The organism is Paracoccus wurundjeri (assembly GCF_030678915.1).
In the GTDB taxonomy this organism is placed as follows: Bacteria; Pseudomonadota; Alphaproteobacteria; order Rhodobacterales; family Rhodobacteraceae; genus Paracoccus; species Paracoccus onubensis_A.
Genome location: NZ_JAUUTZ010000034.1, coordinates 19241 through 40610, shown reverse-complemented (window position 1 = coordinate 40610; position 21370 = coordinate 19241). Strand labels below are relative to the sequence as shown.

At 59.1% G+C, this 21370-nt stretch carries 22 protein-coding genes; 13 read left to right on the top strand and 9 right to left on the bottom strand.

Features of this window, described 5'->3' with window-relative positions; translation table 11 throughout:
• A partial coding sequence (locus Q0601_RS22175) for a DUF4123 domain-containing protein (protein ID WP_305292154.1) occupies positions 1 to 657 on the bottom strand: 657 nt, incomplete at its 3' end.
• 287 nt (positions 658 to 944) lie between these two features.
• Between Q0601_RS22175 and Q0601_RS22170 the strand changes: the two genes are divergently transcribed.
• Positions 945 to 1625 carry an HAD family hydrolase gene (locus Q0601_RS22170; RefSeq protein ID WP_305292152.1) on the top strand — a complete coding sequence of 227 codons (681 nt, stop codon included), beginning with the start codon at positions 945 to 947 and terminating at the stop codon, positions 1623 to 1625.
• Positions 1626 to 2148: 523 nt separating this feature from the next.
• Positions 2149 to 2841 (top strand): SDR family oxidoreductase, encoded by a 693-nt coding sequence (locus Q0601_RS22165; protein ID WP_305292150.1) that lies wholly within the window; start codon positions 2149 to 2151, stop codon positions 2839 to 2841.
• A 287-nt stretch (positions 2842 to 3128) separates the two neighbouring features.
• Here the strand turns inward: Q0601_RS22165 and Q0601_RS22160 are convergent, their stop codons facing one another.
• Complete coding sequence (locus Q0601_RS22160) at positions 3129 to 3887, bottom strand: SDR family NAD(P)-dependent oxidoreductase (protein ID WP_305292147.1); 759 nt, start codon at positions 3885 to 3887, stop codon at positions 3129 to 3131.
• Between the two features lie 97 nt (positions 3888 to 3984).
• Here Q0601_RS22160 and Q0601_RS22155 point away from each other — a divergent pair, with 97 nt between their 5' ends.
• Both Q0601_RS22155 and Q0601_RS22150 read left to right on the top strand, forming a co-directional pair.
• The gene (locus Q0601_RS22155; RefSeq protein WP_305292145.1) at positions 3985 to 4923 is read left to right on the top strand and encodes an AraC family transcriptional regulator; all 939 of its coding nucleotides are present in this window, start codon (positions 3985 to 3987) and stop codon (positions 4921 to 4923) included.
• Between the two features lie 71 nt (positions 4924 to 4994).
• A complete protein-coding gene (locus Q0601_RS22150; protein WP_305292143.1) occupies positions 4995 to 5258 on the top strand; it encodes a hypothetical protein in 264 nt (87 codons plus the stop codon).
• Positions 5259 to 5535: 277 nt separating this feature from the next.
• Here Q0601_RS22150 and Q0601_RS22145 read toward each other — a convergent pair whose 3' ends face one another.
• Entirely contained in the window at positions 5536 to 7053 is a 1518-nt protein-coding gene (locus Q0601_RS22145; protein WP_305292141.1) for an FAD-dependent oxidoreductase, read from the bottom strand.
• Between the two features lie 43 nt (positions 7054 to 7096).
• On the opposite strand from Q0601_RS22145, the gene Q0601_RS22140 reads away from it, so the two are divergent.
• Positions 7097 to 7594, top strand: a complete 498-nt coding sequence (locus tag Q0601_RS22140) for a MarR family winged helix-turn-helix transcriptional regulator (RefSeq protein ID WP_305292140.1) — start codon at positions 7097 to 7099, stop codon at positions 7592 to 7594.
• Between the two features lie 97 nt (positions 7595 to 7691).
• On the opposite strand, the gene Q0601_RS22135 is transcribed toward Q0601_RS22140, so the two are convergent.
• Both Q0601_RS22135 and Q0601_RS22130 read right to left on the bottom strand, forming a co-directional pair.
• Positions 7692 to 8681, bottom strand: a complete 990-nt coding sequence (locus Q0601_RS22135; RefSeq protein ID WP_305292138.1) for an alpha/beta hydrolase — start codon at positions 8679 to 8681, stop codon at positions 7692 to 7694.
• Complete coding sequence (locus tag Q0601_RS22130) at positions 8678 to 9622, bottom strand: MBL fold metallo-hydrolase (protein ID WP_305292137.1); 945 nt, start codon at positions 9620 to 9622, stop codon at positions 8678 to 8680. The genes Q0601_RS22135 and Q0601_RS22130 overlap by 4 nt, the downstream gene beginning before the upstream one ends.
• A gap of 72 nt (positions 9623 to 9694) precedes the next feature.
• Between Q0601_RS22130 and Q0601_RS22125 the strand changes: the two genes are divergently transcribed.
• Genes Q0601_RS22125 through Q0601_RS24785 form a run of 4 tightly spaced genes read left to right on the top strand, consistent with a single transcriptional unit; the run spans position 9695 to position 11115 of the window.
• Positions 9695 to 10642, top strand: a complete 948-nt coding sequence (locus tag Q0601_RS22125) for a LysR family transcriptional regulator (RefSeq protein ID WP_305292136.1) — start codon at positions 9695 to 9697, stop codon at positions 10640 to 10642.
• A 7-nt stretch (positions 10643 to 10649) separates the two neighbouring features.
• Positions 10650 to 10754 carry an NmrA family NAD(P)-binding protein gene (locus Q0601_RS24795; protein ID WP_370656169.1) on the top strand — a complete coding sequence of 35 codons (105 nt, stop codon included), beginning with the start codon at positions 10650 to 10652 and terminating at the stop codon, positions 10752 to 10754.
• 23 nt (positions 10755 to 10777) lie between these two features.
• Positions 10778 to 11014 (top strand): zinc-binding dehydrogenase, encoded by a 237-nt coding sequence (locus Q0601_RS24790; protein WP_370656168.1) that lies wholly within the window; start codon positions 10778 to 10780, stop codon positions 11012 to 11014.
• The gene (locus tag Q0601_RS24785; protein ID WP_370656170.1) at positions 10924 to 11115 is read left to right on the top strand and encodes a zinc-binding dehydrogenase; all 192 of its coding nucleotides are present in this window, start codon (positions 10924 to 10926) and stop codon (positions 11113 to 11115) included. The genes Q0601_RS24790 and Q0601_RS24785 overlap by 91 nt, the downstream gene beginning before the upstream one ends.
• A gap of 348 nt (positions 11116 to 11463) precedes the next feature.
• Here the strand turns inward: Q0601_RS24785 and Q0601_RS22120 are convergent, their stop codons facing one another.
• Positions 11464 to 11895 carry a nuclear transport factor 2 family protein gene (locus Q0601_RS22120; RefSeq protein WP_305292135.1) on the bottom strand — a complete coding sequence of 144 codons (432 nt, stop codon included), beginning with the start codon at positions 11893 to 11895 and terminating at the stop codon, positions 11464 to 11466.
• 122 nt (positions 11896 to 12017) lie between these two features.
• On the opposite strand from Q0601_RS22120, the gene Q0601_RS22115 reads away from it, so the two are divergent.
• Positions 12018 to 12572 (top strand): TetR-like C-terminal domain-containing protein, encoded by a 555-nt coding sequence (locus Q0601_RS22115; RefSeq protein ID WP_305292134.1) that lies wholly within the window; start codon positions 12018 to 12020, stop codon positions 12570 to 12572.
• Positions 12573 to 12743: 171 nt separating this feature from the next.
• Here Q0601_RS22115 and Q0601_RS22110 read toward each other — a convergent pair whose 3' ends face one another.
• Complete coding sequence (locus Q0601_RS22110; protein ID WP_305292133.1) at positions 12744 to 13625, bottom strand: SDR family oxidoreductase; 882 nt, start codon at positions 13623 to 13625, stop codon at positions 12744 to 12746.
• A gap of 98 nt (positions 13626 to 13723) precedes the next feature.
• Here Q0601_RS22110 and Q0601_RS22105 point away from each other — a divergent pair, with 98 nt between their 5' ends.
• The gene (locus tag Q0601_RS22105; protein WP_305292132.1) at positions 13724 to 14563 is read left to right on the top strand and encodes a helix-turn-helix transcriptional regulator; all 840 of its coding nucleotides are present in this window, start codon (positions 13724 to 13726) and stop codon (positions 14561 to 14563) included.
• A gap of 110 nt (positions 14564 to 14673) precedes the next feature.
• Here the strand turns inward: Q0601_RS22105 and Q0601_RS22100 are convergent, their stop codons facing one another.
• On the bottom strand, positions 14674 to 16029 hold the full coding sequence (locus tag Q0601_RS22100) for a sensor histidine kinase (RefSeq protein WP_305292131.1): 1356 nt from the start codon (positions 16027 to 16029) through the stop codon (positions 14674 to 14676).
• A complete protein-coding gene (locus Q0601_RS22095; RefSeq protein WP_305292130.1) occupies positions 16026 to 16694 on the bottom strand; it encodes a response regulator transcription factor in 669 nt (222 codons plus the stop codon). Before Q0601_RS22095 ends, Q0601_RS22100 begins: the two co-directional genes overlap by 4 nt.
• 250 nt (positions 16695 to 16944) lie before the next feature.
• Here Q0601_RS22095 and Q0601_RS22090 point away from each other — a divergent pair, with 250 nt between their 5' ends.
• Positions 16945 to 18006, top strand: a complete 1062-nt coding sequence (locus Q0601_RS22090) for an efflux RND transporter periplasmic adaptor subunit (protein WP_305292128.1) — start codon at positions 16945 to 16947, stop codon at positions 18004 to 18006.
• 4 nt (positions 18007 to 18010) lie between these two features.
• Positions 18011 to 21148, top strand: coding sequence for an efflux RND transporter permease subunit (locus Q0601_RS22085; RefSeq protein ID WP_305292127.1), 3138 nt, complete (start codon positions 18011 to 18013; stop codon positions 21146 to 21148).
• The last annotated feature ends 222 nt before the right edge of the window (positions 21149 to 21370 follow it).

The following is a 21370-nucleotide window of genomic DNA, read 5'->3' as shown; positions in this document are numbered from 1 at the left end:
GGCAAAGCGCAGATGCATGGGCGTGATCGGGGTCCCGGTCAATCCCCCGGTATCCGGGGAAAACCGGATATCCACGCCATTATGACGGAAGATATAATGCAGCGGCTCCCCTCTATCAGTCATCATCATGCGCCGCATCCGGGGCGCGTCCCCGGCAACGGCCGTCAGGAAGGGATACAGGACCCGGGGGTCCCAGAACCGGAAGAACCGCAATCCGCCATCATCCTGGACGGGCAGCCTGGTGAAGCGGCGCAGGTGTTTCTGCACGGCCTCGAATGGCGCATCCGTCTGGATCAGCAGGCTGGTGCCAGCGGGCCAGTGTTGTGCGAAGAATTTCCGGTGAAATAATAGACCGGCCGCCGTTTCCGAATCCGGGATCGACATATCGACCAGCCATGGCGCGAAATCCGCCGAGGCCACGGCAGCCTTTCCCTCGAACAGGCAAAGCGTGGGAAGCTCGATACTGTCCAGATCGAACAGCCCGCTGATCTCCCGGCGCAGGCTGGCATCGACCAACATATAGACACCCGCAGGGGCATCTGGACCGTAGAGCAAATTCAGCAATGGCGGCGGAGCGTCGGGGAGGGCTTCAACCAGATTATCCGGCCCGCTGACCTTGACCATATCTCGGTCAATCTGAACTTGCTGCAAGAACATCGACGAAATTTTCCGGTACTGTATAAATATAGGCGCAATATAGTCGGAATCGGCGGAGCGGGAAACGCAGAATTTTTCGCTACCGCAGGCGTGCTATTCCTGAGGATCGCGCAGTGCCATTATCAGTGAACCCCGAATATCGCTTATTCCACATCATCCAGGACGTTCTGGTGGTTCACAGGCCGCAGACGTGCAGCCATGATGATGCCCCGTCGGCCCGTTGCTGACCTTCAGCTTAACGTCATGATCCGGGGTTACACGAAGGTTCCTGGCAGAAGGAGGTCGCCGTGATATCCGCCGTGTTGTTTGATCTTGATGAAACACTGTTCGACCGATCGGCATCTGTCCGGAGCTTCGTCAGACAGCAATTCGCAGGCAGCGGTATCGGCCGTTTTCCAAGCGTGACTGACCTTTGCAACCGGTTCATGGAACTGGATGCACGCGGTAGCATGCCCAAGATCGAGGTCTATGGAACTCTGATAGAAGAGATGGGAGGACATCGCGACGAACTGCGCCAAGCCCTCTTTGACGACTACGAAGCGAATGCATGGCGGCATGCGGTTCCCTTTGATGGAATGCGTCCTCTTCTTTCCTGGCTGCGGCAAAACGGGCGAAAAATCGGCATCGTCAGCAACGGGCAGACCCATATCCAGCTCCGGAGTCTGCTCGCTCTCAATCTCGATCGCATGGTCGATGCATATTTGATTTCCGAGGAAGAAGCTTGCAGAAAACCAGAAGCAGAGATCTTCGAGCGTGCCGCGAACAGGCTGGACGTTAGGACCTCGGACTGCATCTTCGTCGGCGATTCTCCACAGGCCGACATGGCTGGAGCCCGCGCAGCAGGTATGAAAACCATATGGTTTCCCAACGGCGCAAGCTGGCCATCGGACTACGCGTGGCGCCCGGATGCGACGGTCGCATCGTTGTGGGAAGTTCAGGCTGTAGTTAAGCGGTGGGAGCATTCCTGAAAGTAGCAATGTCGGTATTCTAGTTAGCTAAATTCTGAACGGGTAGGTTCGCGATCGGGGCGAAGCGGTCGTTGGCACTGGCGGTTGCGTGCCCATTCGTGTTGGTCCATGTGGTGCCGCTCAAACTTTAGGAGCGCATCATGATGCCAAGGCGGATTGTCATACTGGGCAATGCTGGAAGCGGTGAATCAACTTTTGCGCGCGCTCTTTCGCAGAGGCCGGCCCGGCCTGTAATCCACCTCGGCAGGCTTTTCTGGAGGCCGGACTAGACAAAACCTGCCCCAATCGAAGTTCAGAGAAAAAGTGGCGGCCTCCCTCGAAGGCCCGGCCCTGAGCTGGGCACGTTAAGGCCGCTCTGGGTCTGACCAAATGCCAACAGCGTAAGATTTTCTCGACGGTATGATTAAAACCAAAGCCTTGCGTGAGGCTGGATATCGCTTGCACGTGGTCGTTACCTGCGTGACGAACCCGATAATTGGCACGCATCGATTAGGCTCGGCCTTTGGAATAGGAAGGCAAGCCTATGCCGACACGCGGTGGCGACGTCGCCATCGCTTACCGCAGCAACGCTGCACAGGCGCAAGATGTCGTTGCAGAAATCAAAAAGATGGGCCGCAAGGCCATTGCCCTCAAACTCGACGTGTCCAAAAGCAAGAGCTTTCTGACTTTCGCCAAAACGCTGCGCACGGCTCTTCAGGATACGTGGGGGCGCGATACCTTCGACCACCTGATCAACAATGCGGGCCATGGTGAGATGACCCCCTTCGCCGAGACCACCGAGGAGCAGTTTGACGGGTTGTTTAACGTGCACGTCAAGGGAGTATTTTTCCTGACACAGGCACTTCTGGAAATGATTGCAGATGGTGGCCGCATTATTACCTATTCCTCCGGTCTGACTCGCGTATCTTTCCCGGGGTTCTCAGCATATTCAGCGGCGAAAGGTGCGATCGAGATACTGACCATCTATCTCGCCAAGGAACTCGGCCAACGCGGCATCACAGCAAACTGCGTCGCGCCGGGCGCGATCGAGACCGACTTCCTTGGCGGTGCGGTGCGGGATACGCCGGATTACAACGACGCTTTCGCTAACATGACGGCTCTCGGGCGCGTTGGCATTCCTGACGACATTGGTCCGATGATCGCAAGCCTGCTAGGGCCGGACAATCGCTGGGTCACGGCGCAGCGGATCGAAGCGTCGGGAGGCCAAACCATCTGATCGCTTCTGTTGGTGTCAGCGTTGCTTTGACGCCATGGCAAGAGGGGTGTGAGCGTTCTTGCACCCGATCGCGACGGATCGCATCGCTTTTCCTGCTGTGTTGTTATCGGGCATGCTGTTTGTCGGCGCGCTGGTTTGAAGGGCGAATTATCCTTTTATCAATTTGTTGACTGGACCGGCCCCGTTCCCGAAGTCCTGAGCTAGGGGAGCACGTTAACATCGTCCAGCGACGCTAGACATTTTGGGACGGCCCGCTGGCATGCTGACGCCAGCGGACGTTGGTTTGATTACCAGGGAAAGCCCTCGTTTACCGAACCCGTAAAGGTACCTGTTGGACCGTCACTGCCGAGGAGAGCAACCCGGACCGCTTCAGCGGCACCCTGCTGGACGGTTTCGGTGCCTTCGTAATTGGTGAGCGCGGTGCTGGTGAAACCGGGGGTCACCGCGTTGACTTTGATACCTTCGGCTTCAAGATCGATTGCAAAAGCCAAGGTGATGGCGTTGAGCGCGGTCTTCGAGGCGCCGTAGCCGGGGTTGAAGGTTGCCCGGTAGGGATTTGGCGTGGAGTTAATGGTGAGCGAGCCGAGGCTGCTCGAGACATTGACGATGCTTGCTCCTTTCGACTTGCGCAGTAGGGGCACGAAGGCTTGGGTGACGGCGAGGACTCCGAAGACATTGGTTTCCCAAATGGTCCGAACCTCGTCCACCGGGATAAGCGTTGCCCGTGAGCGCTGGATATAATCCTGCATGGTTTCGCTTTCCGGCCCATTGGCCCGGGAAATGGCGGCATTGTTGATGAGAATGTCGAGGCGGCCGAACTGCTGTTCTACTTGTGTGGTGGCCGCGTCGATCGAAGCTATGTCCGTCACGTCGAGCTGGATGGCATGAATATCGCCGTTAAGGGACTGAGCTGCCGATTTGCCGCGGTCGAGGTTACGCGAGGCGAGCAACACCGTGAGGCCGCTGGCTGCAAGGTCGGTCGCGATCTGAAGCCCAATACCCTGATTTGCGCCGGTCACGAGTGCAATGCGTGATTTTTTAATCATAGCATGATCCTGTTCTTGTTTGAATGAACAGGAGGTGTTCATAGGCGGCTGGATGTTCTATAGGTAAAAATCCAGAAAAATATCGAAATAGTCCAGAATGTCTGATCCTCTCACCCAGATCGTTGGCTTACTGCAGCCGGGCGCTCCGTTCTCCAAATGTGTAACGGGATCGGGACCATGGCGCGTGCGGCGCACGCAGTCACCCAATCCCTATTATGTCGCCGTGCTCAAGGGTAGCCTGCGTTACAGCGACCGCAAGGGCGGTGAGGTTGTTATCAATGCAGGCGATTTCCTCCTGATACCTTCGGCGCAAGACTTCATGATGTGGAGTGACGTGCCCAGTTCAGACGATGACCTGGTGATCGATGCGGTCATTCTGCCTGGCGGTGATTATCGGGTCGGTCGCATTGATGGGCCGATCGATATGCGGGCGCTGGTCGGCTACTGCATTTTTCATTCCGATGATGCAACCTTGCTGTCGTCGCTGCTGCCTGAACTGGTTGTGGTGCGGGGTGAGCGTCGCCTCGCGATGCTGATGCAATTGCTGGGCGACGAGGCAATGGGGAGCAAGCCGGGGCGAGAGGTGGTGTTGCAGCATTTGCTGGAAGTGTTGCTGATCGAGGCGCTTCGCTCGACAGCCGAGTTGGGTGGATCGCCGGGCTTACTGTACGGCCTGTCGGACGATCGGCTGGCAGTGGCGATAAGAGGCATGCATGCAAGACCCGAGCGCGGGTGGACGGTGGCCGAACTGGCTCGAGAGGCAGCAATGTCTCGGTCGGGTTTTCATGAACGGTTCCAGAGCGCGGTAGGCATGGCACCGATGGAGTATCTGAAAGCTTGGCGGCTGGCTTTGGCCAGGGACCTTTTGCGCAAGCGGGAAGCTAATGTAGGCGAGATTGCCCGACAGGTCGGATACCGCTCTGCAAGTGCCTTCGGCGTGGCTTTCACGCGTGACGTAGGCGTGTCGCCAGCACGGTATGCGCGCGAAGCGCAAACGGCCATGGCTGCAGAGGAGTTCGATGGCGCAATCGCCTGATGGATCTAACTGTGCTTGTCCCCTGAGAAATGATTGAGGCAGTCTCGAAAAGGCGTTGTTGCGGAACTCTGATGTATGAGGATTCATTTCGGGAATCCATGCGGTTGCACGGACTGCATGAGCCAATCACCTCCCGCCCATTATCGCAGGACGAACTGGACCAGGCGAAAACCGCATCCTGCGGCGATCAGGTATCGACCGCGCAGACAAACCGTGCACCCGGTAAACGTCAATCAGCTACACAACACGAAATGGCGTTTCGCATCATGCTCTGCATTTCGATGCGTCATCCGGTCGAACGAAGATCGGCGGTATATTCGAATATTGTCAAATGAGCTTGATTGAGAACACGCGATTAGACAACCGCATCTAGGCGACGCCTTTCAGAAAGGACAGGAAATGTGGATCGGTGGCGTGAGCGACATTGACGCGGATGGCAGCGCGAGCTCCTTGCGTCCGCTGAGGGGAAAACATGCGGCCGGGCGCAAGGATACTGCTTTGCTTGACGGCTGCCGGGCGCATTGAGGGCGACGATGACGAACAACGGCAGCATCAACCATCAGTCGATCCTGTCCAACGCGCCAGCCTCATCCTTTGAGGAGGTCTCCGCGATCATGTCGATTCGCCAAGCTGAACAAGGCCCATGCGGCCCAGATAGGCATCGATCTTTCCGGTCTCCTCGGCATCGGGGGTCAGGATGGCGGCGACATATCCGTCCGGGCGAACAAGCACACAATCGCCCGGCTTCAGCCCATAAGTGTCGCCGATAAGATGCCAGGCATCGATGATCTCGCCATGCGGACCGATATGATGAATGTGCAGCCCCGCACGGGGGATGACGGGATTTCGGCGGGCGTCATGGATAAGCAGCGTCCAATGCGGCCCCCGGAACAATTGGAACAGCCGCGACGTCTGGCCCGCCGCCCCCTTGAACGGAGCATCCGGAGCCCGGTCGCCAGGCCGTAAGCCTCTGTTGCGCTCGAACGGTTGCAGGCAAAGCGGCGAGGCGGGATACCCGATATCGAGCTGCTGCACCTCCCGCCCTCGGTGCATCTCGCCCCGTTTCCCGGCGTCGAGCAACCGGGTCGAGAGCCCGAGCATGGTCTCGGCCACGGGGCGGCGCTCCAACTCGTAGCTGTCGAGAAGTTCCTCGCTCGCGCCGCCGATCACGGCTGCAAGCTTCCAGCCCAGATTATAGGCGTCTTGCACGCTGGTATTCAGGCCCTGCCCGCCTGTCGGCGGATGGATATGGGCGGCATCGCCGACAAGGAATACCCGGTCGACCCGATAGCAGTCAGCAAGCCGGGCATTCATCGCGTAGGCCGAGGCCCAGGACACCGAATGCACCTGAATGTCGCCCCGGCCTGTCCGCTCGCTGATCATTCTCGCAAGACCGTCTGCCGAGAGATCGAATTCACCTTCAAGCGGAATGGGCGCCTGAATCTGAAAGAGATCGGTTCCGGCAAGCGGGCAGATAGCGACCATTCGCTCCATGTCGCCGCCGTTGAATTGATGCCATCCATCGCGGTCCAGTCCGCTTAGCACGACATCTGCCACCATTGCGCGCATGCCCAAGGTCTTGCCCGGAAAACCGATGCCGAGCGCTCCCCGCACGAAGCTGCGTCCGCCATCCGTTCCCATCAGATAGCGGGTGCGAATGGTCTGCTCGCCACCAGGTCCGGCCAGATGTGCCGTAACGCCGTCCTCGCCTTGCTCGAAGCCGGTCAATTCGCGCCCGGACTCAACCCGATGGCCGAGTTCGGACAACCGCTCCCGCATGATCCGCTCGGTGAGGAACTGCGGCAGCATCAACGGGATGCGGTACGGTTCCGCCGGTGTCGGATCGAACCGCTCGACAGCATGCCTTTCGGAAGAGCTGCCGTCGTCACGATACTCATGCAAAGGCGGATAGAGCCCGCCAGCGGCAACGATCCTGTCGAGAATGCCGAGGTCCTCGAAAATCTCCTGTGTCCTGGGCTGGATACCCTTGCCCCGCGAGCCGGGGAAAGGCTGTTCCATCTTCTCGATCAACCGGAAAGATACCCCGCGCCGCGCAAGCTCGATCGCCAATGTCAGGCCAGCCGCTCCCGCGCCGCAGATGAGCACATCTGCCGCAAAATCGTTTGTCATGCTCGTCTCCATATGTGTAATCTGCACATAAAAGGAGGGCGACATGCCGTCAAGAAAAAATGTGCAAACTACACATATCGAGAGCCAGCAAATCCGTGAACTCCACAGATCGCTGATCGATATCGTAAGCCTTATGAACCGGCCGCAGCGCGACGAGCAAATGGTGAAGGATGCCGGAATCGCACTCGACCGGGCCTTGTTTCCCTTGCTGGTCGGGATCGAGCGGCTCGGCCCGATCGGCATAGTGGAACTCGCCGACCGGACCGGTCGCGATTACACGACAGTCAGTCGTCAGGTAGCCAAGCTGGAAAGCCTCGGCCTGGCGGAACGCAAGCAGAGCGCCGCCGATCGCCGCGTGAACGAGGCTGTGGTCACGTCGAGGGGCAAGGCGATGACCGACAAGATCGACGCCGCGCGCGAGAGGAACGCCCGCGCCATATTCGCGACTTGGGATGCCCATGACGTCAGCGAACTCGTGCGGCTGATGCGCAAGTTCGCCGATGCCGTGAGCGATGAACCGGAGAATCCCGGCTCATCCTGAAGAAGAAATATGACGCATTGCGCTGTCATCCCGTCCGGGCAGCCGGGCAACTATTGCCGGGCTATCGGCTCACCGCATCACCTTGCTGTCGGATCAATTAGCTTCGCCCGGCTTTAGCGGCAAAGGCTGTCCTCAGGTAGGCGATGATCTGTGCGAATGCCGTCATGCGTGCCGGTTCTGTCAGTATCATGTGCGTGCCGCCCGATATTTCCAGATAGGCGTGGTCATGCGCGCCCTCGAGCCGATCGAATAGATCGAGTGCCATGTCCCGACGAACATCTACGTCCCATGCGCCGCGAATGACGAGCGTTGGTGCTGTAATCGCCGCAGGGTCATAAAGCGGTTTGCCCGCTGTCCAGTGCTCGCGCACATCGGCCACCGCGCCGCTCGGTGCGCGAATATGGCCGCTCGGTGCGCTGGTGTCGGTCGCCTCCGTCACTTCGGCCCAACGTTCGAACCACCCTGCCGGCAACAGGCTGCCGCGCTGGTCCTCGGGTGCCGATCCCAACCATGCCGCCCGATAGGCGTTCACGTCGACGACGCGGTGCGTCATGATTTGCGCTCCGGCGTCGAAACGTAGCGGCGTGGCCGACATCCATAACGGGGCCACGAGGATCAGGGCATCGAGATCATTGTGCCGGCTGGCATGAATGCCGGCAATCGAACCGCCCCATGACATGCCGAGCAATCCGAGATGGTCAGGCGAGCGGACGGACCGGATATGTGACAGCGCACGGGCAACATCGCTGGCAGCCTCGGTCGCGCGTACCAAAGGCGTATCTGCTGCAGGAGCGGCACCCATCGCGTCGGGCCGGGTCGAGCCACCATAGCCGCGCAGGTCAAGCGCCCACGCGTCAATGCCGGCCCGTGCCAGTACGTCCATGAAGGATATCCCGTCCACATCAACGTCGAACAGGCTCACCGATGGGAAGGTTGCGCCATGCACCAGGAGCAGAGATCCAATCGCGGGCCGGTCGATGGGCCGCTTGTTACGCAGGAACAATTTGAAAGCGTCGTTATCGCCATTTATCAACTGATCCTCAACCGCAACTCCTGCAGGGCGGCTCGTTTGTGGCTGCGTAGTCATAGACGCTCTCCTTTAGTGAAATTCCATCTGTAGCTCCCGTCACTTTCCCGGCGCACATGACCGGCGGAGCTTTCTGCGAAATGTGTGGTGAAGACCGTGGCGCCGCTATGCGCGGCAAGCTCTAGCGCCTGCCGGCGCGACCTGACCGCAGCGGCCGGGAACTCGCAGAACACGGAGTTCCATTCCGGATGCGTCACCTGGACCGGATGGTGAAACACGTCACCCCAGAACAAGGCCTGCTCGCCACCGGACTCAAGAAGAATGGCGGCGTGGTCGATGCTGTGCCCCGGCAGCGCATGATAGCTGAAGCCGGGAATTACCTCGCTTCGATCCGCCACGATGCGGTTGGCGAGGCCTGCGGCTGCGATCGGAGCCACGCTGTCCTTGTAAACTCCGGCTGTCGGCGGATGAGTCATCGGCCCCAAGTCTGCCGCGTCTCTCAACGCCGATGCTGCCATTTCGTTTCCGGCATCGATCGCCGCCCCGTAGTCAGCCTCTATCCCCGAGAAATAGTGTTGAGCGTTCGGAAAAACCGGCACCCACAGACCGTCATGCAACCGCGTGTTCCAACCCACATGGTCGGCATGAATATGGGTCATCAGGACCGCATCCACGGCGTCGGGAAGGACGCCTGCCTCCGCCAGGCGATCAAGGTATGGCTCGTTGAGACGATCAAGCGGCGGTATGGTCGGGCGCTCCTTGTCATTGCCCGTGGCCGTATCGATCAGGATGGTGCGCCCTTCGATCTGAACCAGCCAGGTATGGATGCTCTGCCGTAGCGTTCGCGTTGTGCGATCGTAAGAGCCGGCAGACAGTGAACTGGCGACTGACAGCACCGAGGCCGGGTCTGCGCCGGGATACAGAAACGACGGTTCCACGCCGTCGAGGTCGAGTTCGGAAATCTTGGTGATGATCGCGTTGCCGATCCGAAAGCGTCGCATGGGTTATCCTCTTGTCGTGGCTCAAGGGGGGAAGTAGCTTTCGTCAGGTCATTAAACAAATCGATGTGAGACATGGAGCCCATTGACAGTTTTGATCTTCGTCTGTTCGACCTTAACCTGCTGGTCGCGTTCGATGCGCTGATGCGGGAACGTTCGGTCACGAAAGCGGCCGAACGGATGCGGGTCGGACAACCGGCAATGAGCCATTCGCTCTCGACTCTGCGCATGTTGTTGCAGGACAAACTGTTGGTCCGGGTCGGCAATACCATGACGCCGACACGTCGTGCGCTGCTTCTCCATGAACGAGTCGCGGAAGGTCTGGCAGCCTTGCAGGGAGCGATGCGCCTGTCCGAGAAGTTTGACCCCTCCTGCGAGGAGCGCACTTTCCGACTTGGTTTTTCCAGCGACGTGGAACTGGTTCTGATGCCGGAACTCATGGCGCTTCTACGAACGCAGGCGCCGGGCATTCGTATTGTCGGCCATCTGGTGGCCGCGCAAGAGGTCGAACGCTCGCTTGACGAAGGCACGCTCGATGTCGCGATCGGCTGCTTCACACCGCATGGCAATCGCTTCCGTCTGCGCAGGCTCTACGAACAGGAATTGGTCTGTCTCTGGCAACCCGACCTGCTTGAATTGAGCTCGCCGCTCACGCGCGAGAGCTACCTCGCCGCTCCTCACGTCGCCATGACGCTTGATGACAATCTTCGCGGCTGTCTTGATGCCGCCCTGACCGAAATCGGCGAGAGGCTGAACGTCGTCGCGGCAAGCGCGCAATTCCTGAGCGTATTGTCGATCGTCGCCAATGCACCGGTTATGGCAACGCTGCCGTCAGGCATTGCCCGTCTTCATGCCGATCGCTTTGGCCTCAGCATGGCGGCACCGCCGCTGGAATTGAAACTGCCACCGATCTCGCTTCTATGGTCAGTGCGGCTTGATGCTGATCCAGGAGCTGCATGGTTGCGCGACAGGATCAGCGATTGCCTGGCTCCGCATTCTGAAAAGCTGGTCAGCGTAGCCTGAGAAGACAGTGCTCGTATTGGGGGCTACGGGGCAACAGGGCGGAGCGGTTGCAAGAGCGCTCAGGAGCAATGGCTGGCTTGTCAGCGCGCTTCGAACTCCGCTCGATGCCTGATACGCGCCGTCCGTCCTTTAGCCTTGCGCGAGCTTGGCGCGGACCATGTCATCGACGTCGGCGGGCCGTCCACGTTGCCGCAATCGATTGAGGCCGTGAAGATCGGGGGGCATGTCGCGATGATCGGCCTTCATGGCGGAATGGAAGCCGAAATTCCGATGATTCCGGTATTCGCCAAGCAATCCGACTTCAAGGTTGTCTCAACGGAAGCTGGCAGGATCAGACCGATCTGGTCGAGTTTCTGGCCACGCATGACATAAAGCCGGTTATCGATCGCAGCTTCAGGCTTGAGAAGTTGGCGGAGGCGTTTCGGTACGAGGAATCCGGATCGCATTTTGGCAAGATCGTCATTGAAATCTGAGGGGGTGCTTCCCACTGTTCATCGAAACATGCTTTGACGGAGTGGTGGACCCCTTGGCAGGTTTCCGTCATCTCACGCGCTCCTTTACGCTGATTGTACGCATAGGGAAGGGCGCCCCCAGGTGAGCGTCGCGACGACCGTTGTGCCGGCGATCACCTGCGGGTAAAGGGTGACCCGTCACAACCGGCGGGCGGTTACAGAACCCGGATTCGGATATTCGCGTATCTCTTCCAGATTGCCGAAAGTCGCGAAAGCGAACCAAGACCGTTTTCGACCCGATAGGGACCGGGAACGGCTTTGACCTGAGGATTAAGACTTACGTCGGGCTGATCCTATCTGGTCCTTTTCTTAGTGAGCATAGGCTTTAGCCATCGCCTTCTGGCCACCAAGGGCCGAGATCAACACCAACGGATTCCAATAATCCTGATAGCGCGCAATCTTGCCATCACGCAGATGCAGCACGCAGATATATTTCTGGTCATAAGGAAGGCCCGTTTCGGATCCGCGGCCCTGACAGGTTGCTTCGAAAATGACGGTGTCAGTCAACGAATAGACGGCCTCCAACGTAAAATCGCCGAATTCAAGCAGCGGCCCCAGGCGGATGGCGTGTGCCGCAATATTGGCCTTTCCGACCAGCTGCTTTGGTGTGGCTTCGGGTGCAAAGGGATAATCCAGAACCGCATCTTCAGTGAAGAGATCAAGGAAGTCCGAAGCCTCCGGGATCTTGTCGCCCAAGGCCGCACGAATGAGTTCGAACAGTGTTTCATACTTGTCGGTCATAACAGTTTCTCCTATGGTTGGAACGGTACCGTTTCAACCACATGGGGTGCCGAGCGATGGAACGCAAGAGTTCCGACCGAAAAACAAGACTACCATCCGGAGCGGCGGTGCAGCAGGTCGAATTGACCAAGGCGCTTTATCGTGCCTTTTTTCATGAATGGGCCGAACAAGGGTTTGCCGCGCTCAGCCTCGAACGCGTGGCGGCGCGGGCTGGCGCCGGGAAAGCCGCCATCTATCGGCGCTGGTCAGGTAAGCTGCAATTCGCTGACGAGGCGATCAATACGCTGGCGCTCAAGATGGCCGCCTTTGAAGACAAGGGTTCGCTGGATGCCGATGTCAGGGCGTTTCACCTTCGTCTGCGGACCGTCTTGAGACATCCTTTAGTGCGCCGGATACTTCCCGATATTCATGCGGAAGCTGCCCGCTTGAGTGAGATGAAGGCAATCAGCGAGCGTGTTGCGCAGGCACGACGTGAGGAGGCCAGTAAGATCATCGAACGGTCGATTGCGCGCGGAGAATTGCCACAGACGCTTGATCGCTCGGTCGCACTCGATTTTCTACCTTCGTCGATCTACTGGCGGATGGTGGTGATCAAAAACACGTTGTCAGCGGATGAACTGGAACTGCACGCCAAAGGGACGACTGCGGCGCTTAGGGCATTATCGTCGTCACACTGAGCCGCACTTCATTTCATGTCCGTTTCGCCAGTTGATTGCGGAAAGCCAGACCAGAAGGAAACCCACCCGGTTGGGGGCGGCAAACGATCCACTAAAAACTCCTCAGAATGATCGGCGACGCCACAGGCCCGGCCGTTGCGTCGCCATTCGTCAGTGGGCTGCTACCCGGTGCTAACCCAAATGCTGAAGGTCGGAGAGAAGGCCTGGACCCGTCGGTGCCCAACCCAGCTTCTCACGCGTCCATTCGCTTGACGCCGGCAGATCGAGTGTCGCGAAATCGGCAAGCGGCCCATAATATTCCGGCACCTCTTCCGGAGACAATGACCGCACGAGAATGCCCAGTCTTAGTCCCACGGCCTTGGCGGCATCACGCATGAGGACGCCTTCCTCGGCGACTGCATGGTAACGCGCTCCGGGCTCATGTTTCTCGAGTGCGAGCCGGAACAATCGCGCGGCGTCACTGACATGGACAGCGGACCAGCGCTCATTGCCTTCACCGACATAGGCCGCGTAACCACGGGCGCGGGCGATGTCGATCATCGGTGACAGAAGCCCTTGCTTTTCGACATTATGCACCTGAGGCAGGCGGACAACCGCCACGCTGACATTTTTTGCCGCCACAGCTTCCGCTGCCAACTCGGACAGACGGCGTGGATTCGGATTGTCGCGGTCGAAACGCTGCTCGGTCGCCAGTTGTCCGGGAGACCCGTTTCCCATTCCGACACCTGACGTGATCAGGAATGGCTTGCCCGATCCGGAAAGCGCATCACCCATGGCTTCGATCACGCGGTAGTCTTTTTCACAGTTCGCGAGAAAATTGTTGAAGTCGTGGTCGAAGGCGGTGTGAATCACCGCATCGGCTTGTGTTGCCCCCTTGGCCAGAGTTTCGGGATCCTCCAGATCGCCACGATGCACGTCTGCACCCGCGCGGGTCAGCGCCTCTGCGCCGTGATCCGAACGGGTCAAACCAAGAACCTCATGTCCGGCAGTAATAAGTTCAGATACGATCCTCGAGCCAATAAAGCCCGTCGCACCGGTCAGAAAAACACGCATGTGAACACCTTTCTGTTTGTTCTGTCAGTGAGGTGGAGCTATTTTGTTTCCTATTAAAGTAGTGATCTTATCATGGTATAAATATAAACAGGCTATCCATGGCACCTCACACCACCAATGCGCTGGGGAATTATCTGCGAGATCGTCGCACGCGACTTGACCCCGCCACGTTCGGGTTCATCGGCGGTCGTCGTCGAACACCGGGATTGCGCCGAGAAGAAGTGGCGCAGCGCGCGAATATCAGCGTAACCTGGTATACATGGCTGGAGCAGGGGCGCGGCGGGGCGCCATCGGCCGATGTCCTCGACCGGATATCGAAAAGCATGATGCTGACCGAGCCAGAACGGGAGCATCTCTTCATGCTTGGGCTTGGCCGCCCGCCAGAGGTACGCTACAGACCAGTTGAAGGAGTGACGCCGAGATTGCAGCGCGTGCTTGATGCACTTGAAAGCAGTCCTGCAATCATAAAAACAGCAACTTGGGATGTAATTGCCTGGAACCCTGCTGCTGCGGCTGTGCTGACAGATTACGGCCAACTTCCCCCTGAACAACGGAATATCCTTCGGCTTATGTTCAGCAGCCCGCAGGTTCTGGCCATGCAAGATGATTGGGAGAGCGTTGCCCGCTATGTTGTAGGCTCTTTTCGCGCCGATGTGGCACGCGCCGGCGCCACCGACGAGATTACGCAACTGGTGGACGAACTTTCTCGGACCAGCGCAGAATTCGACAGGCTATGGCGCGACAACGAGATCGCCGCGCATCAAGAGGGGACGAAGCGATTTAATCATCCTGATGTCGGTCTGTTGGAACTTGAATTCTCGGCCCTCGCCGTTGACGGACGTCCCGAACTTGGTCTTGTGATCTACAATCCGGTATCCAGTCGTGATGCCGAGCGTGTGCGATCTCTGCTGCGTATGCGGGAGCGTCACATCTTGTAGGTGTCGTGGATGGCGAATTCTTCGGGCGCACGACCGACATGGTCTTGACGCGAAACCGGGTCGTTAACTGCCAGCAGGCAGGCAGTTGTCCAGATTTACGGCGGCTTTCTTCATAGCGTTGGGTGGGAAACGGGAAGGGATATCTCGAACAGAGCACCGCCGCCCGGGGCTTCACCCACCGTGATCCGACCGTTGTGGCGCGTGACAATTTCGCGGACGAGGTTGAGGCCGAGTCCCGCCCCTTGATCGAGTGGCACTACGCGATTGAAAGGCTCGAAGATCGCCTGACGATGTTCTGCTGCAATTCCAGGTCCGCTGTCGGCAACACGTAGCGTCCCGTCGCGTCCCACGCCGACCCGAATTGAGCTTTTTCCACCTCCATGGGCGACTGCGTTCTGGATAAGGTTGACAAGAGCCCGAGAAAGCGACGTGGGATCGGCGGCGACGGTTACGCTTTCCGCATCGGCCTGGAAGGAAATCTTGTCCCCTGCAGCGATCGCCAGAGGAGCCATGTCGGAAGTGACCTGAGCGGCAAGTTCGACAAGATTGACCGGCTGCAGAACCGTCAGATCCGCGTCGAGCCGTTGCAGGTCGAGCAACTGGTTGGCAAGATTGGCAAGTCGCGCCACATCCAGCATCAGTTGGTTACGCTGGCCGTCGTCCTGCACGAGTTCGATCCGCGTTTGTAAAATGGCGATGGGGGTACGCAATTCATGCGCTGCATCGGCAAGAAAGCGTTGTCTCCGTTCCATGCCATCATCCAGACGCTGCAAAGCGGCGTTAACCGCTGCCACCAGGGAGTGGAGTTCCTCGGGCACATGCTTCGTGGACAGGCGAATGCCGCGCTGGTCCACGTCTATCTTGTCGGCCTCGGTCGCCACATGGGCCACGCCTCGCAACTGGCGCGTCACCAGCATTGGAATGATCAGAAACGAACCCAGCGTCAGAATCGACAGCAAACCTAGAAACAATGGATCTCCAAAGACTGTAAGGAACGTCTTGAAGCCAATCTCGGGGCCACCCGCGGTAATGATCCACAGTGTGCCGGTCTCGCTTTCCTCGCGTCGCACGAGGGCTGTTGGTGCCTCGGACTGGTCGATATCGGCAATATTGGCGAAGTTGATGCGGGGAAGGTCGTCCAGGAGGTCTTCAATATCTTCGGGGATGTTACCCATCCGCACCGAATTACCTTCTATGTCGGTGACATAGAACCAGAGGAGGGGATACTCGGCCGCCCTCTGGTTGAAGTGCTCGTCAAGGGCAAGATCCAGCCCACCCTCAGCATTGCGCTGGATCGATTCGGCGATGTGCTCGATAATCCCGTCATCGAACCTCTGTTCCTCCCGGATCAGAGCGATGATCGGAATTGCGACAACGCTGGTAAAAGCAATCAACACCAATGCCTGCGTCGCAACCATGCGCCAGGTCAGCCTGACGCGCAGGGACGGATCGTTCCACGGTTTCACTGTGCCGCTCGCAGCAGATATCCAAGGCCGCGAATACCGTGGATTTCCACCCCCGCTCCGCTTAGCTTGCGCCGCAGCCGCGAGATGTGGGCGTCGAGCGAGTTGGACGCGATCTCGTCGTCATAGCCATATACCGCCTCTTCCAATGCGCTGCGGGGCACGGTTCTGCCTGAACGTCGTACCAGAAGCTCCAATGCCAGCAATTCACGCCGTGTCAGATCCAGCGGCTTACCCGCCAGTTCGGCGTACCGGGCCGTGAGGTTGAACCTCAGCAGGCCGATACTGATGGTGCTTTCCTCGATCCGGGCGGGGCGACGCATCACCGCACGCAAGCGCGCCACCAGTTCGTCGGTGGAAAACGGCTTGGCCAGATAGTCGTCGGCGCCGTGATCCAATCCGGCGACGCGATGGTCGAGCGTGCCGAGGGCCGAGAGCACAATGATAGGCAAGCCAGCTTGCTCGCGCCGCAGCACGGGGATCAGCGACAATCCATCACCGTCCGGTAACTTGCGATCGAGGATTACGGCATCATGCAGGCCGCTGCGGCAGGCCTCCTCGGCAAACTCGAGCGTGCGAACATGATCCACCACGATGTTGTGGCGGCTTAATGTGGCGGTCAGGGCCGCGGCCATATTCATTTCGTCTTCGACCAGCAAAATGCGCATATACCATTCCTATCCGGTTTTCAGGCATATTAGCGACAGACATTGCGTCTGCATTGCGCGGCGCAACCCTGGCGCAATCTACATCAGTCATTGCGTGGGTTGACGGCCAATGCCCGGCCCCGCAACCACGTGAGGCACCATGAACGCGTCCGATCAACTTGCCAATACCGGCATCCAAACTTTTGCCCGCCTCAGGAGAAGATGGTTCTGGCGATTCGCCCCCATCCTTGCGGCGGGTTGTGTTACCGTGATGCTGGCCAATCAATGGCCATCAACCCCGGTTGCCGCAACGACAGCCGCGCAGGCAATGCCTCGGATCATGCAGCTGCACCCATCGGAAATTGTAGCGGTGCAGCCGCAGCGTATCGAGGATCTTGTGAAGGTGACGGGCACTATACATCCGGCTCGGGAAGCCGCAATCGCCGCACAAGTCGATGGGTTGGCCGAAACAGTGGCGGTGCGTCCGGGCGACCATGTCGAGGCTGGTCAGTTGCTGGTCGAGGTCGGTACGACCGACCTGCGGCTGCAACTGGAGCAGCAGCGCAGCGCGATAAGATCGAGCAGGGTTCAACTGCGCGCCGCCGAGACAACACTGAAGCGCACCACACTGTTGTTCGACAAGGGGCGCGCCGCACAAGCAACGCTTGACTCAGCGCAGGCCGAGGTCGATCAACTGGCGGCGGAGATCGCGACCGGGCAGAGCCAGGTGGCACTGGCCGAGGCCAATCTGCAGCGCGCCCGGGTGACGGCGCCGTTTTCGGGTATCATCTCCACCCGCAGCATCGAGCCGGGCCAGATCGTCAGCCCGGGAACGACAATGCTGAGCATTGTCGATCTGTCCACGGTGAGGGTGGAAGTGCTGGTTCCACTCAGGGATTCGGCGCGTATCCGGGCCGGACAGTCGGTGCGGCTGACGGTTCAGGGGGCGCCGACCGAGGAATTTACCGGCAAGGTTGATCGGGTCAATCCGGTTGCAGAAGCCGGTACGCGCTCGATCAAGGTTTATCTCACGCTCGACAACGCCGATGGCCTGTTGAGAGGCGGCATGTTTGTCACTGGCAATATCGTGGTGCGCCAGGATGAGGACGTGATTGCCGTGCCCGCCGCAGCCGTCCAGACCCGGGAGGACACCAGCTACGTGCTGGCGGTCGTCGATGGGCAGGTGCAGGAACGCCCCATCAAAATCGGCAATGAGTGGCCGGCAACGATGCTGGTCGAGGCGCGCGCGGGCCTTGCTGACGGCGATGTGATCGTTGGTGCGAAGCTGTCCGGGCTTTCGGACGGCGCTGCCGTCACTATCGCGGGGAACTGAAACCATGTTTATGACATCGATCAGTGTCCGGCATCCGGTTTTTGCCACCATGATCATGGTGGCAATCCTGGTCTTCGGCATCTCGGCCTATCGCAGCCTGCCGGTCGAGCAATATCCTGATATCGACTTTCCCGTGGTGGCCGTGCTTACGCCCTATACCGGCGCGTCCCCGGAAGCGGTCGAAACCGAAATCACCCGGCCCATCGAAGAGGCCGTCAATACCCTGAGCGGCATTGAAAGGGTCTCCTCCACCTCCAGCGCCGGTCATTCGACAGTTATACTGGAGTTCACTCTTGACACCCCTGCGACCGTCGCCGCGCAGGATGTGCGCGACCGGCTTGCCGCGATTGTGGATCAATTGCCCGAGGCCGCCGAAGCGAGTCAGGTGCTGCGTTACGATCCTATCGCTACCCCCATGCTGTCCCTGGCGCTCAGCAGTCCCACCCACTCGGTAACAGATTTGACATCGCTGGCGGAAGATATCGTCACGCCCGCGCTGACGTCCATTTCCGGGGTGGGAAGCGCCAATGTGGTCGGCGGCCTCGACAGCCAGGTCGATATTGCCGTCGATCCGGATCTGCTCAATGCCTTTGGCATCGGTATTGGCGATGTCGTCTCTGCCCTTCAGCAGGACAATCAGACATTGCCCACAGGCTCGATCGTCGAAGGTCTGCTGGTTCAGACTGTCCAGATCAATGCCGATGTGGATTCGGTCGAGGGCTTTCGCGATATCGTTGTGGCCAGCACAGGCGACGAGATCGTCACCATTGCCGACGTCGCGACCGTCACTCTGGGCGCGTCAGATACCGATGGCCTGGCGTTTCGAGATGGCGAACAGGCGCTGGCCATCGACGTGGTCAAGATCGAAGGCGGTAATACCGTGGCCATCGCCCACGCCGTCGAGGCAGCGGTCGCAGAACTGAACAACAATGGCCGCCTGCCGGAAGATGTGGTGATCGACATCCTGCAAAGCTCGGCCGAGTCGATCGAGCAGAATTTCGAGACTGTTCAGGCAACCCTGATCGAGGGGGCATTGCTTTCCGTGGTGATCGTCTTCCTGTTCCTCAATTCATGGCGCTCGACCATCATCACCGGGCTTACTTTGCCGATCTCGATTATCGGCACCCTGGCCGTGGTCAGTCTGCTTGGCTTCACGCTGAACATGATGACCATGCTGGCGCTGACCCTGTCGGTGGGCATCCTGATCGATGACGCAATCGTGGTGCGTGAAAATATCACCCGTCACCTGCACATGGGGAAATCCCATATTCAGGCGGCGCTCGATGGCACCAAGGAGATCGGATTGGCGGTCATGGCCACCACGCTGTCCATTGTTGCGGTGTTTTTGCCGCTTGCATTCATGGACGGGATCGTGGGCCGTTTCTTCATGCAGTTTGGCGTCACCGTCTCGGTTGCCGTGCTGATTTCGCTTTTTGTCAGCTTCACGCTTGATCCAATGCTGTCGAGCGTCTGGTACGATCCAGACTCCCAGCCCGATGCCAGGCGTGGCCCCATTGGTCGGCTTATTGACCGGTTCGACGCCGGATTCGAAAAACTCGCTCATCTTTATCGTGGCGTGTTGGGTTGGTCGCTCCGGCACCGGATCGCCACCATGCTGGTGGCACTGATGTCCTTTGGCAGCAGCTTCCTGCTGTTTCCCATGATTGGTGTGGAATTCATGCCTCAGGCCGATAACAGTCAGGTCCAGATCGACCTTCAAACACCCGCCGGGTCCTCCATCGATTATACCGCGATCAAAGCGCATCAGGTCGAGGCCCTGCTCGCGGTGATGCCCGAAGTCGAAAGCAGCTATACCAGCGTTAATGCCGGCAGTGCTTCCGGGGATAACCGCGCCGTCATCGCCGCTACCCTGGTCACTCCCGGCCAACGCACCAGTTCATCGCTGGAAATGACGGCCTCGATCCGCGATGCGCTGCGCTCGGTTCCCGGCGCCAGCTTCGTGGTGACACCCGGAGGCGGGCTTGGTGGCGGCGAGAGCCCCATAGAGATCAAGCTGCAGGGAGGAAATCTCGAGGGTTTGGCTTCTGTCGCGGCGCAGCTGAGCGAGGCCATGGCCGCCATTCCCGGCGTCGTCGATATCGAACAGAGCCTCCAGCAGGCGCAACCCATGCTTGACATCGTCATGGACCGGCAGGCCGCCAGCGATCTGGGCGTTGGTCTGCAAGCGACCGGCTTTGCCCTGCGCGCCATGCTCGGTGGCGAGTCCGCGTCGGAATGGACCAATGAAGCGGGGGATCAACTCGACGTCGTCGTGCGTCTGCCCGAAGCCCTGCGCCAGAACACCGCCGCCATTGGCGACCTGCCCATTGCCCAAAGCCGAACCGAAAGCCCCGTCGCTATCCGCCTCGACCAGATCGCTCAGGTTCGGCCGAGCTTGGGTCCCAGCGAGATCGAGCGCGAGAATCTCACCCGCCAGGTTATCATTAGCGCCAATATCGAGGGCGGCGTCTTGGGTGACATCACGTCCCGGATCGACGCAGTTGCAGCCGCGCTTGATCTGCCCACAGGTGTCAGTATCGTCCAGGGCGGCGACGGAGAGATGCTGGCCGATACGACAGGCAGCATGGTTTCGGCGCTGCTGCTGGCGGTAATATTCATATATCTGGTTCTGGCAAGCCAGTTCGGCAGTTTCATGCAACCGCTGGCGATCATGATGGCCCTACCGCTGTCGTTGGTCGGGGTGATGCTGGGCCTGCTGGTCGGTGGCTCGACGCTGAACATGTATTCCATGATCGGCTTCGTCATGCTGATGGGTCTGGTGGTCAAGAACGCCATCCTGCTTGTGGACAATGCCAACCAGCACCGTCTTGATGGCGCGAGTTTGACCGAGGCGCTGATCGAAGCGGGCGGCACACGCTTTCGTCCCATCATCATGACCACGCTGGCGATGATCTTCGGCATGATGCCGCTTGCCTTGGCGATCCATGAAGGAAGCGGCGAGAATGCCCCCATGGCTCATGCGGTGATCGGCGGTCTCATCAGTTCCACGCTGCTGACGCTGGTCGTCGTGCCGGTCATGCTGACCTATGTCGATGCCTTCTCGCGCTTTATTAGCCGCAACCTGCCACATGCGCCCGACCACAACAATTCTGATCGCCAGCTTTCGCTGCCCGGTGGCTGACGCAGGCCGATATGTCGACGGTACGCCCGGTCGATGCGACCAATAGTAGGCTCGGCACCCTGATGCAGATCGCGAGTTTAAATTGAAGCCAGACCGCGCCATATCAACGCAGGATATCCGCCTCTGTCCGATCCGCATGACTTGCCTGTCGAGCGCATGAGATTACCCCCGCCGCGCAAGCATGCGGGGCAGGGGGGCCATGAGTGATTTAGTATGCGATGC

What these genes read in the sequence shown, in the direction of transcription:
- Q0601_RS22165 (WP_305292150.1), top strand. Translation starts at nt 2,149, where the DNA reads ATGCCGACACGCGGTGGCGACGTCGCCATCGCTTACCGCAGCAACGCT.
- Q0601_RS22160 (WP_305292147.1), bottom strand. Translation starts at nt 3,887, where the DNA reads ATGATTAAAAAATCACGCATTGCACTCGTGACCGGCGCAAATCAGGGT.
- Q0601_RS22155 (WP_305292145.1), top strand. Translation starts at nt 3,985, where the DNA reads ATGTCTGATCCTCTCACCCAGATCGTTGGCTTACTGCAGCCGGGCGCT.
- Q0601_RS22150 (WP_305292143.1), top strand. Translation starts at nt 4,995, where the DNA reads ATGTATGAGGATTCATTTCGGGAATCCATGCGGTTGCACGGACTGCAT.
- Q0601_RS22145 (WP_305292141.1), bottom strand. Translation starts at nt 7,053, where the DNA reads ATGACAAACGATTTTGCGGCAGATGTGCTCATCTGCGGCGCGGGAGCG.
- Q0601_RS22140 (WP_305292140.1), top strand. Translation starts at nt 7,097, where the DNA reads ATGCCGTCAAGAAAAAATGTGCAAACTACACATATCGAGAGCCAGCAA.
- Q0601_RS22135 (WP_305292138.1), bottom strand. Translation starts at nt 8,681, where the DNA reads ATGACTACGCAGCCACAAACGAGCCGCCCTGCAGGAGTTGCGGTTGAG.
- Q0601_RS22130 (WP_305292137.1), bottom strand. Translation starts at nt 9,622, where the DNA reads ATGCGACGCTTTCGGATCGGCAACGCGATCATCACCAAGATTTCCGAA.
- Q0601_RS22125 (WP_305292136.1), top strand. Translation starts at nt 9,695, where the DNA reads ATGGAGCCCATTGACAGTTTTGATCTTCGTCTGTTCGACCTTAACCTG.
- Q0601_RS22120 (WP_305292135.1), bottom strand. Translation starts at nt 11,895, where the DNA reads ATGACCGACAAGTATGAAACACTGTTCGAACTCATTCGTGCGGCCTTG.
- Q0601_RS22110 (WP_305292133.1), bottom strand. Translation starts at nt 13,625, where the DNA reads ATGCGTGTTTTTCTGACCGGTGCGACGGGCTTTATTGGCTCGAGGATC.
- Q0601_RS22105 (WP_305292132.1), top strand. Translation starts at nt 13,724, where the DNA reads ATGGCACCTCACACCACCAATGCGCTGGGGAATTATCTGCGAGATCGT.
- Q0601_RS22095 (WP_305292130.1), bottom strand. Translation starts at nt 16,694, where the DNA reads ATGCGCATTTTGCTGGTCGAAGACGAAATGAATATGGCCGCGGCCCTG.
- Q0601_RS22090 (WP_305292128.1), top strand. Translation starts at nt 16,945, where the DNA reads ATGCTGGCCAATCAATGGCCATCAACCCCGGTTGCCGCAACGACAGCC.
- Q0601_RS22085 (WP_305292127.1), top strand. Translation starts at nt 18,011, where the DNA reads ATGTTTATGACATCGATCAGTGTCCGGCATCCGGTTTTTGCCACCATG.